Raw genomic sequence first — 12,234 nt, 5'->3', positions numbered from 1 at the left:
CGAGCGCCGGTGTGCAGTGCGCGTAGATTCCCAACACCACCACTCCGGCATACAGCCCAGGCAAGCGCCGATGCGTCCCCCGTTGTCCTTTCCGACGGTAGTACACGGTAGTAATCCGCACCGTCACGCCGCTGGCCGTGCGCACGCTCACGCCCTGCATCCCGTCTTTCTTCAAGGGCTTCGCGCTCGCATCGACGAGCCTCTCGACCTCATGCTCGACCGTCTCGCTCGCCAACGACGCCTGCAGGATCTCACCCGTGATCAGGCCCGCCAACTGCTCGGTCGTACGCATGACCTGTCGCTCATACTCCTCCAACTCGCTCGGACTCCCCGCCGCGACGGGCAGATGGGCAAGATGGTCGAGGAGGCGCAACCGATCTTCGATTTCACGCAGACGTGTGTCACACTGAGCTTGGGAGTTGGAACCTGGGGTCATCGCAATTCTCCTGTTGATCTACAGAGAATTGTGGACCCCTTCCAACTCCTTTCCCAGGCAACGGCCTCCTCGCTGGCTCATCAAAAACGACTGGGCTCAACGGCTCAATAGTTTCCTACCGTCGGAAATTCGGGAATGCGCCCGGTTATAAGCTGGAGAGGTTGGGGTGAACGAGAGCGAAACGGATGCCTCCTCTTTCACCGCTTGGTGGAATGCCGATTCGCGCCAATGTCTCTCCGTCGAGATACGGGAGTGCAAGATCACCATGGCCGAGGGCATCGTCGAGGGCAGCTGTCTGTAAGTGACGGCGCACAAGGTGAGTGCCGCAAGGGATCCGACCGGCAGGAGCCCGCTTGCGGGTCGGTCATGTCCCGGGATTCGCCGTCCTGGAAGCATTTCAGCCAGCGCCCGCGCTCGGTGTGGAATTTTTCGACTCCAACAGCCAGATGCGGCCGCGCTCAAGAATCATCCGGCCCTCGGCGTCAGGCAAACGTAAATCGTGGGTATAGGCGGTGCTGTCGCCAATCAGGTCTTCACCCAGCAGTCAGATGCCATTAGGTGGGCTTGAGCGTGGCGCCGTCCTCGCCACTCTGAAGTTGCGAACTGGAGAGGTCGATGCAGGTGGAGAGGAAGCGTGCCAGCAGATCGTAAGGTCTCAAACTTTACGTTTATAGTCGTTTTGCTTGACAATCGAGGCCCGCGCCATGCTCTCTGATGATGATCGCCTGATCTTGCGCTTGGTCGCCGAGGACGGCCGACAAGTCGCCACGCGCGTGGCTCAGCAGCTTGGCGTTACCCGTCAGGCGGCGAGCGGGCGCTTGGCGCGCTTGAAGACAAAGGGATGGCTGACCATTAGCGGTCGAGGTGCTAGTACGCGGTATGCCTTGGAGATGCAGGACGTGCAGAACATGTCCTACTCCCGCGAGAATTTAGAAGAAGATGTCGTGTGGAGGGACTTCTTTGCAGCCATGTTAGCTGACGTGCCGGACAATGTGCTGCAGATCTGGCAGTACGCGGTCACGGAGATGGTGAACAACGCCATCGACCATTCTGGTGCTGAGACGATCTCGGTTGGCGCGGCGAGGAATGGGCTCGACACGCAGATTTATGTCGCTGACGATGGCGAGGGGGATCTTTCTCAAGATCCAGCGGGCGCTCGATTTGCTTGACCCCCGCATGGCGATCCTCGAGCTAGCGAAGGGTAAGCTTACGACTGATCCGGCCAACCATAGCGGTGAGGGCATCTTTTTCGCATCCAAAATGGTGGATGTCTTCGATATTCGTTCTCGGCGCTTGCACTTCATGCACGACGATGGCAAGGCCGACTGGCTAATCGAACGTCCTGCCGATGCGCCAGGGACACTGGTCCTGATGCGGCTTTCTAACGATAGCGCGCGCATACAAAAAGATGTCTTTGATCAGTTTGCTGCGCCTGACGAGTTTACCTTTGCCAAGACGGTCGTCCCGGTCCGGTTGGCACAGCACGAAGGCGAGTGTCTAGTTTCGCGCTCACAAGCCAAGAGGCTAACCTTGCGTTTTGACCGATTCCAGGCAGTCGTCTTGGATTTCGAAGGTGTGCATCAAATCGGGCAGGCGTTCGCGGATGAGGTTTTCCGGGTTTTTCAAATTGCTCACCCGTCCACTGAGCTTGTCCCCGTTCACATGACGCTTGCAGTCGAGCAGATGGTCAAGCGCGCCCAAAGCGGCTAAGTGATCGACGTGCGGACAGGCCCGCCCGAGTGGCGGGTTTTTTGTGCCCAATCGACAGGCAAAAGAAAACCGGCGCGCGGCCGGTTTCTTCTGCTTGTGTGTTGGTAGCGGGGGCAGGATTTGAACCTACGACCTTCGGGTTATGAGCCCGACGAGCTGCCTGACTGCTCCACCCCGCATCTGTCTGTCTTATGACTGTTGCCGTTGCGTGCGGCTGTTCGTTGGCTCGAAAATTCACTGAACGGCTATGGCGGTGCGGTTCAAATCGAGTCTAACGACAAATAATTATTTACTAAACAATGCTTTAAATTTTAATTGGCGGAGAGGGTGGGATTCGAACCCACGGACCCGCAAGCGAGTCACTTGATTTCGAGTCAAGCCCGTTCGACCACTCCGGCACCTCTCCGAAGCGCTGTCGGATGGGTGGTCGAGCCGACAGCGAGCGCAGCAATATAGCGGCTGATGCTTACGATGTCTATGCCGTCTTGGTCGCTGCGCTTCGTTATGTGGCCTTGGTCGCGCGGCAGATGCTGCGGTTCTCCGGTTGCGTTGATCGGATTAGACTTGGCGATCAGGCTCGAGCATTGGGCTCGGCTGCGCTCAGAGGAGGCTTGGAGATGGGATGGGTGTTTCTCGGGATTCTTGTCTTGCTGGTGATCTTTGTCATCGTCGTCTACAACGCTTTGGTCGGCGGTCGTAACGCCTACAAGAACGCCTTCGCGCAGATCGATGTTCAGCTGACGCGTCGCTATGATCTCATTCCGAATCTGGTCAAGGTCGCCGAGCGCTATATGCAGCATGAGCGCGAGACGCTGGAGGCGGTGATCCAGGCGCGCAATCAGGCCGTTGGTCATCTGCGTCAGGCCGCTGCGGATCCATCCAACGCGGATGCCATGCGCCGCCTCTCTGAGTCCGAGCAAGGGCTCTCGGGTGCCCTCGGGCGCCTCTTCGCGCTCTCGGAGTCCTACCCGGATCTCAAAGCCAATCAGAACATGATGCAGCTCTCGGAAGAGCTGGTGAGCACGGAGAACCGGGTGGCCTTCGCGCGCCAGGCCTTCAACGATGCGGTGATGGCCTATAACAACCGCCGTGAGATGTTCCCGGGCAATCTCGTCGCCAACAGCTTCAACTTCCAGCCGGCGCAGCTCTTGGAGATCGAGGCGCCAGAGAAACGCGAGGCGGTCCAGGTCGCTTTTCAGTAGGCGGCGGCGATGAATTTCTTCGAGCATCAGGCGCGTGCCCGGCGGCGGACTTGGGGGCTCGTCGGGCTCTTTGCGCTGGCGTTGATCTGTATCGTCATGCTGGTGGATGTGGTGGCGCTGATGTTCTTCGGGACCTATCAAGGGATGGCCAACGTCTCGCGCCTTCCGGATTTCGCCGTGAGCGGGGCGATACCTGGCCTTTACGACACCTACGTGGCCCCGAACCTTGGTCTGCTCTTTTGGGTGTCTTTGCTGACTGCGGGCGGCATTGGGTTGACCAGCCAGATTCGCATCTTGACGCTGCGCGGCGGTGGTGGCTCGGTGGCGCGCGGCCTCGGTGGGACGCTGGTGACGCCGGATACCACGGACCCCTTGCGGCGCCGCTTGCGCAACGTGGTGGAGGAGATTGCGATTGCCTCGGGTGTGCCGGTGCCGGAGATCTATGTGCTCGACCGCGAGCCGAGCATCAATGCCTTCGCGGCCGGGTGGACGCCCTCGGATGCAGCTGTCGCCGTGACCCAAGGGGCCTTGGAGGCGCTGACTCGGGACGAGTTGCAAGGGGTCGTCGCTCATGAGTTTGGGCACATCCTCAACGGCGACATGCGCCTCAACATCCGCTTGATGGGGCTCCTCTTCGGCATCCTGATCTTGGCGCTGATCGGCCGGTTCCTGATCGGCTCGGGTCGTCACTCGACGAGCCGCAATGATCGTGGGGTGCTGTCGATCGGCCTCGCCCTGGTGGCCGTCGGCTACGTCGGACTCTTCTTCGGTCGGCTCATCAAGGCTTCGGTCTCGCGCCAGCGCGAGTATCTTGCCGACGCCTCGGCGGTGCAGTTCACGCGGCAGCCCGACGGTATCGCGGGGGCCTTGAAGAAGATCGGTGCGTCCGGATTCGGCTCGGCCCTGCAGGCGGATCCAGAAGAGGTCTCGCACATGCTCTTCGCCAAGGGGCTTTCCCGTCAGCTCTTTGCGACGCATCCGCCCTTGATCGATCGCATTCGTGCGATCCAGCCGCGCTTCGATCCGCGTGAGCTGACCGATGTCGCGGCGCGGATGCGGCGCGAGTCCCAGACGCGAATGACGAGCGCGGAGCTTGCGCGTGAGCAGCGAGGTACGACGGCCCCGACTCGGTCTGGCGGTTTCACCTTCGATGCGGACAAGCTGATCGACACCATTGGTCAGCCGGGTCTCGGGCAGGTCATGGCCGCTGGCTTGCTCGCCGCCGCTATCCCGCGCACCCTGGAGCGCGCGGCGCATTCGCAGGAGTGGGTGCTGGCTGTCGTCTGCTATCTGCTGATTCACGCGGACGCCGAGGTGCGCGAGCGCCAGCTGCTGATGGTGAGCGAGGCCCTGGGGCAGGAGGTCGAGCGGCAGCTTGAGCTGTTGCTGAAAGAGACGCCGGAGATCGACCCGGAGCTGCGGATCCCCTTGCTCGAGATTGCCTTCCCGACGCTGCGCCGCCGCCCCGAGCGGGACCTCACGGCGCTGCGTGCGCTGGTCGACCGCTTGATTCAGGCCGATGGTCGCATGGCGTTCTTCGAATATGCCATTGCCAAGCTCTTGGGGCGTCAGGTCGAGGATGTCCTCAATCCGTCACGCGGTGACCCTGGCGGACGCGGTAAGCTCTCTCAGAGCACACGCGAGGTTTTCGACTTGCTGACGATCTTGGCGCATCATGGTCAGGCCGACGCGACATCGGCGCATGCGGCGCTTATCGCGGGATTATCGCGTTTGGGGGTGAAACCTCAGGCGATAAACGCCATCAAAGAGGACTGGCTCGACGCCGACTGGCTCGAGCGGGCCTGGTCGACCCGGCTCGACGCGGCGCTCGCAAAGCTGGATGGCGTCCGTTTAGCGGACAAGCAGCGCCTGCTGGGCGCCATGGCAGCGACTGTCATGGCCGATGGGCAGGTTGCTGCGGTCGAGCTTGAGCTGCTACGGGCGATCTGTGCGGCCCTGCGGATGCCCTTGCCTGTCTTCGAGCAGGCAGCAGCGAAACCCTAGACTGGGCTGTCTTGCGACTTCTTGGGGGTTCCATGCAGGACTCCTCGCGTGTGACCACGCGCTTGGAGCCTTGCATGTTCGCACCGGCTGGGTAACGGCGGGCGCGTCCCCCCGCGTTGCGAGAAGGAGTATTTTTCGGTTGTTTATCAAAACGGAGATTGTCTGAATGAAACCTATCCTTGCCACGACTGCTGTTGGTCTCATGACTGCCGTCCTCGCCGGCGGCGCGCTCGCCGGCGCCCTGTCGCCTGAGGAGCAGATCGAGACCCGTCAGGCCGGCTACACCTTTATGGGCTGGAACATGGGCAAGATCAAAGCGAACCTCCAAGGCGACTACAACGCCGAGCAGGTCAAGGCCGCCGCCGATACCATTGCTGCCATTGCTAATTCCGGCATGGGTGCGCTCTATGGGCCGGGAACGGACAAGGACATTGGCGATGTGAAGACGCGCGTGAAGCCCGAGCTGTTCGAGAACATGCAGGACGTTGGCAAGCTGGCTGGTGACTTCACGAAAGCTGCCGACAACCTTGCCGAGGTGGCCGCTGGGGGGGATGAAAGTGCCGTGAAGGCCGCCTTTGGCGATCTCGGCCAGGCATGTAAGGCTTGCCACAAGAAATATCGCGCCGACGATTGATCCTAGACCGTCATTGCGATGACTTGGAGGCCGCCCCGCGGGGCGGCCTTTGTCGTTTTCTGGGCGGAGGCTACCAGGTGGGTACTGTGCCTGGTGGGGGCGGTGGAGGCGGTGGCGGTAGTAGCCCGCCGTTGGCGACCCAGACCACTGCGGCCGCGACGGCAAAGGCGATGATAAAGGCAACAATGCCGCCGCCAGTCGCCGAGGTTGCGCTGGCGTCCTCAAGTGTCTTGTAGCCCGTGAGCATGGGGCGGATCATGTTGTCCTTGCTGACGAATGTATAGAAAAGCGTGGCGCAGATATGCAGGACGACCACTGCGCCGAGCACCCAGATCATCTGGCGGTGCAGCCGGCTTGCCCAATCCGCAGTGTCCATTGATACGGCACTGTAGAGCGGCCCCTTGAAGGCGATGTCGTCGGTGGCGACCAGGCCAAGCAGGCTCTGCGCGAGAAACAGGCCCAGTAGGGCGAGCACCGACACTGCGCCGAGCGGGTTGTGGCCAACGCCGTGCCAGCGGCCACGGACATAGTCGAGTACGCTGCCGGGGCCGCGAACGAACTGGCTGAAGCGCGCATAGGTCGAGCCGGTGAATCCCCATACCAGCCGGAATGCCAGCAGGCCAAGGATCGCGAGTCCAATCCTGCCGTGCCAAACCATCCAATTCCCCCCCGTCAGCCCAGTTGCGAAGGCGAGGGCGACAAGGACGACGAGGAGCCAGTGATGAAGGCGGGTGGGTAGGTCCCAAAGCTTGATTCGATTTCCAGACATCGTGAAATTTCCAAACGACTGCGTTGATAACTCAGGCCCAGTGTTGTCGAAGACGGGTGCTCATGCCAAGTCGGCGTGTGGGCACTGGGGCCCTGATTGAGAGGAGTGTGCATGAAACCTGCCGTAGTGCTTCTGAGCGGCGGCCTCGACTCTACGACCACGCTCGCGATGGCGAAATCCCAGGGGTTCAAGCCCTTTGCGCTCTCCTTTCGCTATGGTCAGCGGCATGCCGTCGAACTCGTCGCGGCCGCGCGTGTGGCGGAGGCGATTGGGGTTGCCGAGCACGTGATCGCCGAGATCGACCTGCGGCGCTTTGGCGGCTCGGCCCTGACGAGCGATCGAGCCGTGCCCAAGGGGCGTGATCCCGATGTCATGGATCAGGGCATTCCGGTTACCTACGTCCCCGCAAGGAATACCGTCTTTCTCTCCTTCGCGCTGGCCTGGGCGGAGGTGTTGGACGCCGGAGATCTCTTTATTGGTGTCAATGCCTTGGATTACTCAGGCTACCCGGACTGCCGGCCGGAGTACATCGCCGCCTATGAGCGCATGGCCAACCTGGCGACAGCCGCGGGTGTCGAGGGACGCCAAGCCTTCAAGATCCATACGCCGCTGATCCAGCTCACCAAGGCGGAGATCATTCGCAAGGGGCTCGAACTCGGCGTCGACTATGGTCTCACCAGCAGTTGCTATGACCCGGACAGGGACGGTCGTCCCTGCGGTCGCTGCGATTCCTGTGTGCTGCGCGCCAAGGGCTTCACCGAGGCCGGCTCCGAGGACCCGCTCTTGGCGCGCTTCGGGGTGACGCCATGACGGAAAGGCTCTTCCACGTCGCCGCGGCACCCTTCGAGGCTGCGCGCCGTGTTGCCATCCTCCCGGAGGGGCATGTCTGTAGGCGTCTGCACGGCCATAGCTTTCTCGCCCGCGTGCGCGCTGAGCTTCCCGCCGACTGGGCCGAATTCCGCGGTGGCGAAGGCGGCAAGCTCCAAACGCTGCTTGGCCACTGCATCGCGCCGCTGGACTACAACGACCTCAATGCGGTGCTCCCCGTGCCGACGGACGAGAATCTTGCGCGCTGGCTGCGCGAGCGCTTGGATGTCGCGGGGATTGCGTCCGTCGGCATCCAGAGTACGCGCGACCAGGGCGCCGATCTCGACGGCGCGGAGCAGGTGCATCTGTGGCGCCGCTTCCGTTTCGAGGCCGCGCATCGTCTCCCCAGGGTTCCGGAGGGGCACCAGTGCGGGCGTATGCACGGTCACGGCTTTGAGGTGATCTTGCACGCCAATCAGGACCTGGCCGGGCGCGACATGGGGGTGGACTTCGATCAACTGACGGCGGTCTGGGCGCCGCTTCAGTCGGCGCTGCACCATCACTGTCTCAACGACTTGCCTGGGCTCGAAAATCCCACCAGTGAGATGCTGGCAAGCTGGATTTGGCAGCGCATCAAGCCGCAGCTGCCGTCGCTGTCTTGGGTCACCGTCTATGAGACGGTGACGGCAGGCTGCCATTACGACGGTGCGCACTATCGCATCTGGAAAGAGCAGCGTTTCGAGAGTGCGCTTCGGCTCGCGGCCGCCCCCGAGGGCGACGGGCGCCGCCGGCTGCATGGGCACAGCTACCTGCTGCGCCTGCACCTCACCGCGCCCCTCGACGAGGTCCTCGGCTGGACGGTCGATTATGGTGACGTCAAGGCCCTGTTCAAGCCGATCTATCAGCGGCTGGATCACCACCGGCTCGACAGGCTCCCGCAGCTGTCCTCGGCGGATCCCGGTGCCTTGGCGCTGTGGCTGCGCGAGGCTGCCGCGGCCGAACTCCCGCAGCTCGACCGGATCGACGTTCATGAGACTCCGGGCTTTGGCGCTTCGCTCTGCTGGGGCGAGCTGGGTCCGGCGCTGCCGACGTGAGCTACTTCGTCAAAGAGATCTTCTACACCCTGCAGGGCGAGGGCGCCCAGGCGGGTCGGCCGGCCGTCTTCTGCCGTTTCTCGGGCTGTAATCTCTGGTCGGGTCGCGAGGTTGATCGCAGCGCGGCGCTGTGCCGATTCTGCGACACGGATTTTCGTGGCACGGACGGCGAGGGCGGTGGTCGCTACCCGGATGCAGAGGCGCTGGCCGATCGGATCCGTGCGACCTGGCTGCAGCGGGCAGGGACCGCTGTAGCGCCCTATGTCGTCTGTACCGGTGGCGAGCCCCTGCTGCAGCTGGATGCGGCCCTGATCGCAGCGCTGCTCGCGCGTGGCTGCGAGGTCGCCGTCGAGACCAATGGAACCTGCGAGGTGCCGCCTGGGATCGACTGGGTCTGCGTTAGCCCCAAGGCAGGGGCGAAGCTGGTGGTGACCTCCGGCGACGAGCTGAAGCTGATCTACCCGCAGCCGGGTGTGGATCCTGACGCCTTCCTGTCCTTGGACTTTAGGCATTTCTTTCTCCAGCCGATGGATGGGCCGGATCTGGCGGCCAATTCCGCGCGCGCGGTCGACTTCTGCAAAGGCCACCCGCAGTGGCGCTTGAGTCTGCAGTTCCACAAGCTGCTGGGGATTCCCTAGTCGAGCTGTGAGGGCGCCAAGCACATCAAGATTTTGCGCCGCGATGGGTGGTGCGCCGTCCGCCTCTGTGGTGTTCGAAGGGCGATGGTGTAGCAATCTGATTTATAAGGTCTTTATTGGGGGTTCGCGGGACCTGCCGATGTCTGCGCGCCGGCTTGGTTGTGCTCCGACTTGTCCTGGCTCAAATCTTACTTGTAAATCCTTATTGACAATGCGAGGTGTCAAGTTAAGATGACAGCCAGGTTCGCTACAGCAGGTTCCTGAATCAGCAGCATCTGGTCAGGTCCGGCATCGCCGCCCGCGGCAGACACCACCGCGCCGAGCTAGAGCGCGAGCCGACGAGACATTGTTAGTGTTCTGTACGAGTCATGACGAGTGGCTAAACCGAAAACCTCAGGGGCCCGCGCCAAGGGTGGCGGGACTGATAAACCTAGCATGGAGACCAAGCCGATGGCTGGACCGAGTCTTTCCGGGCTGACCGAGCAGCAAGCAAAAGAGTTCCACGAGCAGTTCAAAGTCACCTACACCGCATTCGTCGGTTTGGCTGCACTTGCGCACCTGTTCGTTATCGCCGCAAATCCCTGGTTCTAAACGAGTCGAATTAAGAGGCCTTTCTTATGAGCAAGCCTAGCAACCCCGCTGACGATTGGAAAATCTGGCTCGTCCTCAATCCTGCTACTTGGCTGATGCCGTTGTTCTACGCGCTGCTGGTCCTCGCAATCGCGGTCCACTTTGTCGTGTTCTCGGTCGGTCTGGGCTGGCAGTAAGCAGTTTCTCTCGCTCACCCTCGACCTGCTTAGCTCAATCCTGGTCTTTGTCTGGAGAAGCTTGAAGTTCGCAGTCGCTTAGGTCTCGAGTGAGAAACGCCGATTCAGTACGGCGCTGGTGGCCCACGGCCACCGGCGCCGTCTGCGTTCTGGGCGCGGTTCTTTTTTGGGCTCGATCGTCGTTTGATCCAACTGCGCGGTCGGTGGGGTAGCGCTCCGCCGTGACGGCCGCGCAATCGCGGCGGGGCGCCGCTCCTACGTCGCTTTGTCTGAACGCTGTCCCGTGCAGCGCTAGCCGCCTGGTCGATCCGACGATCAACGTCTTTTTGGGTGCAGCTATAGGATCACAAGGTCGCCCTTTAAGCTGGTGCTGCGGCTTCGCGAGGCCGCATCGCCTGTTGCTGATAGCTGGCGGGCAGACATTAAAAAAGCGCCCTCTCCGAGGAGGAGAGGGCGCTTTTTTATAAATTTGGTACTCTCTAGGGGATTCGAACCCCTGTTACCGGCGTGAGAGGCCAGCGTCCTAACCACTAGACGAAGAGAGCAGTATTGGCGTCAGGAATCGCGTATTATACTCACCAAAATTTGTTTCACAAGTGGCAGTGACCGTCGAGTGACAATCGGCGTTTCTTGAGATGCTGGCTGGCGAGGGATCGCCCCGAGCAGGCTCATCGTGCCGCACAAGCTTGCAAGGAATTTCCAACGAATACGGTCATGCAGGAATCCGACCCCCTTTACGATACGACGCAGACGCCTAGCCCGGTGATTGTTCCGCGCCCAGAGCACACGATCTCGAGGGCCAATATTAGCGAGAACGCGCTGAAGGTCCTCTATCGCCTCCGCCAGGAGGGCTTCAAGGCGCATTTGGTGGGTGGCGGCGTGCGTGACCTGCTGCTCGGTCATGAGCCCAAGGACTTCGACGTCGCGACCGACGCTACGCCAGAGCAGGTGCGTCAGGTGTTCCGCAACTGCCGGCTGATCGGGAGGCGGTTCAGGCTCGCGCATGTCCATTTTGGGCGCGATATCATTGAGGTGGCGACCTTCCGCGGTAGTGGCGCGGACGATGATACGACTGACCGGCTCCTCGAGAACGGCATGATCGTGCGCGACAACAGCTACGGCTCGATCGAGGAAGATGCGCTGCGGCGAGATTTCACCATCAATGCGCTCTACTACGACATCGCCGATTTCGCCTTGATCGACTACACCAAGGGTCTGGAGGATATCAAGGCGGGACGGATCCGTTTGATCGGTGATCCGGAGCAGCGCTACCGCGAGGATCCGGTGCGCATGCTGCGTGCCGTGCGCTTCGCTTGCAAGCTGGGCTTCACGATCGAGCCAGCGACGGAAAAGCCGCTGTTCGACCTCGGTCGCTTGTTGGAGGATATTCCGGCGGCACGCCTCTTCGACGAGCTGCTCAAGCTCTTCCATTCCGGCTATGGTCTGGAAGTCTTCGAGAAACTGCGCCACTACGGGCTTTTCGGTCAGCTTTTTCCGGCGACCGAGGCGTGTCTCGCGCTAGAAGATCAGGCCTTTCCCATTACCTTCGTGAGTCGCGGCCTTGCGAACACAGATAAGCGCATCCAGGAGTCCAAGCCAGTGACGCCGGCCTTCCTCTTTGCGGTCTTGCTGTGGGAGCCGGTGCGCCAGCGCTTCGGTCAGCTGCTGGATGAGGCCAACTCGGCTAACGAATCGATCTTCCTCGCCTCGGGAGAGATCATATCGCAACAGCAGCCGATCGTTGCGATACCCAAACGCTTTGGTCTGCCGATGCGTGAAATCTGGTCTCTGCAGCCGCGCCTGGAGCAGCGTGAGGGTAAACGCCCCTATCGCCTCGTGACCCATCCGAGATTCCGGGCGGCCTACGATTTCCTGCTGTTGCGGGCCGAGGCCGGCGAGGTCGATTCGGAGCTGGCGGAGTGGTGGACGCGCTTCCAGGATGCGAGCAGTCAAGAGCGCGCTAGCATGACGGATTCCGCCCGCCCTCGCCGTCGCCGGCCACGTCGTCGGCGTAAGTCCGCCCAGTCAGGGGATGACAAGCCAGCCGAGCCGTCAGCAAGCTCCTAGACTCCTGTTCGATCCGTCATTGCCCTTTCGGATAGATTGCCCGTTCGCGTGCTGCTTTCGGCGGCGCATCACGGGCGATTCCCCTTGAGCCACTCTTCTCCCTGAC

Annotated in this window: 14 protein-coding genes and 3 tRNA genes; 12 read left to right on the top strand and 5 right to left on the bottom strand. The window is 61.7% G+C overall.

Annotation, left to right across the window (positions count from 1 at the left end):
* Positions 1-436 (bottom strand): hypothetical protein (locus G3480_RS16695; RefSeq protein ID WP_164655024.1); only part of this gene is annotated, 436 nt, incomplete at its 3' end.
* Between the two features lie 166 nt (positions 437-602).
* Here G3480_RS16695 and G3480_RS29000 point away from each other — a divergent pair.
* From G3480_RS29000 to G3480_RS27925, 3 genes are all read left to right on the top strand, one after another.
* Positions 603-737: a hypothetical protein gene (locus G3480_RS29000; RefSeq protein ID WP_276611719.1), complete on the top strand. Its 135-nt coding sequence runs from the start codon at positions 603-605 to the stop codon at positions 735-737.
* 403 nt (positions 738-1,140) lie between these two features.
* Entirely contained in the window at positions 1,141-1,605 is a 465-nt protein-coding gene (locus G3480_RS27930; RefSeq protein ID WP_206171758.1) for a winged helix-turn-helix transcriptional regulator, read from the top strand.
* Complete coding sequence (locus G3480_RS27925) at positions 1,544-2,146, top strand: STAS-like domain-containing protein (RefSeq protein WP_206171757.1); 603 nt, start codon at positions 1,544-1,546, stop codon at positions 2,144-2,146. The genes G3480_RS27930 and G3480_RS27925 overlap by 62 nt, the downstream gene beginning before the upstream one ends.
* 102 nt (positions 2,147-2,248) lie before the next feature.
* Here G3480_RS27925 and G3480_RS16685 read toward each other — a convergent pair.
* Positions 2,249-2,325 (bottom strand) — tRNA-Met (locus G3480_RS16685).
* A 137-nt stretch (positions 2,326-2,462) separates the two neighbouring features.
* A tRNA-Ser gene (locus G3480_RS16680) sits at positions 2,463-2,552 on the bottom strand.
* Between the two features lie 211 nt (positions 2,553-2,763).
* Here G3480_RS16680 and G3480_RS16675 point away from each other — a divergent pair.
* From G3480_RS16675 to G3480_RS16665, 3 genes are all read left to right on the top strand, one after another.
* Positions 2,764-3,348 (top strand): LemA family protein, encoded by a 585-nt coding sequence (locus G3480_RS16675; protein WP_164655023.1) that lies wholly within the window; start codon positions 2,764-2,766, stop codon positions 3,346-3,348.
* 9 nt (positions 3,349-3,357) lie between these two features.
* Entirely contained in the window at positions 3,358-5,352 is a 1,995-nt protein-coding gene (locus G3480_RS16670) for a M48 family metallopeptidase (RefSeq protein WP_164655022.1), read from the top strand.
* Positions 5,353-5,518: 166 nt separating this feature from the next.
* On the top strand, positions 5,519-5,986 hold the full coding sequence (locus tag G3480_RS16665) for a c-type cytochrome (protein WP_164655021.1): 468 nt from the start codon (positions 5,519-5,521) through the stop codon (positions 5,984-5,986).
* A gap of 70 nt (positions 5,987-6,056) precedes the next feature.
* On the opposite strand, the gene G3480_RS16660 is transcribed toward G3480_RS16665, so the two are convergent.
* A complete protein-coding gene (locus tag G3480_RS16660; protein ID WP_164655020.1) occupies positions 6,057-6,755 on the bottom strand; it encodes a cytochrome b/b6 domain-containing protein in 699 nt (232 codons plus the stop codon).
* Positions 6,756-6,866: 111 nt separating this feature from the next.
* Between G3480_RS16660 and queC the strand changes: the two genes are divergently transcribed.
* From queC to pufA, 5 genes are all read left to right on the top strand, one after another.
* Positions 6,867-7,565, top strand: coding sequence for a 7-cyano-7-deazaguanine synthase QueC (queC, locus tag G3480_RS16655; RefSeq protein ID WP_164655019.1), 699 nt, complete (start codon positions 6,867-6,869; stop codon positions 7,563-7,565).
* The gene (locus tag G3480_RS16650; protein ID WP_164655018.1) at positions 7,562-8,656 is read left to right on the top strand and encodes a 6-carboxytetrahydropterin synthase; all 1,095 of its coding nucleotides are present in this window, start codon (positions 7,562-7,564) and stop codon (positions 8,654-8,656) included. The genes queC and G3480_RS16650 overlap by 4 nt, the downstream gene beginning before the upstream one ends.
* A complete protein-coding gene (gene queE / locus G3480_RS16645; protein WP_164655017.1) occupies positions 8,653-9,294 on the top strand; it encodes a 7-carboxy-7-deazaguanine synthase in 642 nt (213 codons plus the stop codon). The genes G3480_RS16650 and queE overlap by 4 nt, the downstream gene beginning before the upstream one ends.
* Positions 9,295-9,744: 450 nt before the next feature.
* Positions 9,745-9,885: a light-harvesting antenna LH1, beta subunit gene (pufB, locus tag G3480_RS16640; RefSeq protein ID WP_164655027.1), complete on the top strand. Its 141-nt coding sequence runs from the start codon at positions 9,745-9,747 to the stop codon at positions 9,883-9,885.
* 26 nt (positions 9,886-9,911) lie between these two features.
* Positions 9,912-10,061, top strand: coding sequence for a light-harvesting antenna LH1, alpha subunit (pufA, locus tag G3480_RS16635; protein ID WP_164655016.1), 150 nt, complete (start codon positions 9,912-9,914; stop codon positions 10,059-10,061).
* 470 nt (positions 10,062-10,531) lie between these two features.
* Here pufA and G3480_RS16630 read toward each other — a convergent pair.
* Positions 10,532-10,606, bottom strand: a tRNA-Glu gene (locus G3480_RS16630).
* 169 nt (positions 10,607-10,775) lie between these two features.
* On the opposite strand from G3480_RS16630, the gene pcnB reads away from it, so the two are divergent.
* Positions 10,776-12,128: a polynucleotide adenylyltransferase PcnB gene (pcnB, locus tag G3480_RS16625; RefSeq protein ID WP_164655015.1), complete on the top strand. Its 1,353-nt coding sequence runs from the start codon at positions 10,776-10,778 to the stop codon at positions 12,126-12,128.
* The last annotated feature ends 106 nt before the right edge of the window (positions 12,129-12,234 follow it).

It is taken from the genome of Thiorhodococcus mannitoliphagus (assembly GCF_010915725.1).
Classification (GTDB): domain Bacteria; phylum Pseudomonadota; class Gammaproteobacteria; order Chromatiales; family Chromatiaceae; genus Thiorhodococcus; species Thiorhodococcus mannitoliphagus.
The sequence above is the reverse complement of the archived record's forward strand: the minus strand, read 5'-3'. Positions and strand labels throughout refer to the sequence as shown.

What these genes read in the sequence shown, in the direction of transcription:
- G3480_RS27930 (WP_206171758.1), top strand. Translation starts at nt 1,141, where the DNA reads ATGCTCTCTGATGATGATCGCCTGATCTTGCGCTTGGTCGCCGAGGAC.
- G3480_RS16650 (WP_164655018.1), top strand. Translation starts at nt 7,562, where the DNA reads ATGACGGAAAGGCTCTTCCACGTCGCCGCGGCACCCTTCGAGGCTGCG.
- queC (WP_164655019.1), top strand. Translation starts at nt 6,867, where the DNA reads ATGAAACCTGCCGTAGTGCTTCTGAGCGGCGGCCTCGACTCTACGACC.
- G3480_RS16675 (WP_164655023.1), top strand. Translation starts at nt 2,764, where the DNA reads ATGGGATGGGTGTTTCTCGGGATTCTTGTCTTGCTGGTGATCTTTGTC.
- pcnB (WP_164655015.1), top strand. Translation starts at nt 10,776, where the DNA reads ATGCAGGAATCCGACCCCCTTTACGATACGACGCAGACGCCTAGCCCG.
- pufA (WP_164655016.1), top strand. Translation starts at nt 9,912, where the DNA reads ATGAGCAAGCCTAGCAACCCCGCTGACGATTGGAAAATCTGGCTCGTC.
- pufB (WP_164655027.1), top strand. Translation starts at nt 9,745, where the DNA reads ATGGCTGGACCGAGTCTTTCCGGGCTGACCGAGCAGCAAGCAAAAGAG.
- G3480_RS16660 (WP_164655020.1), bottom strand. Translation starts at nt 6,755, where the DNA reads ATGTCTGGAAATCGAATCAAGCTTTGGGACCTACCCACCCGCCTTCAT.
- G3480_RS16665 (WP_164655021.1), top strand. Translation starts at nt 5,519, where the DNA reads ATGAAACCTATCCTTGCCACGACTGCTGTTGGTCTCATGACTGCCGTC.
- G3480_RS16670 (WP_164655022.1), top strand. Translation starts at nt 3,358, where the DNA reads ATGAATTTCTTCGAGCATCAGGCGCGTGCCCGGCGGCGGACTTGGGGG.
- G3480_RS27925 (WP_206171757.1), top strand. Translation starts at nt 1,544, where the DNA reads ATGTCGCTGACGATGGCGAGGGGGATCTTTCTCAAGATCCAGCGGGCG.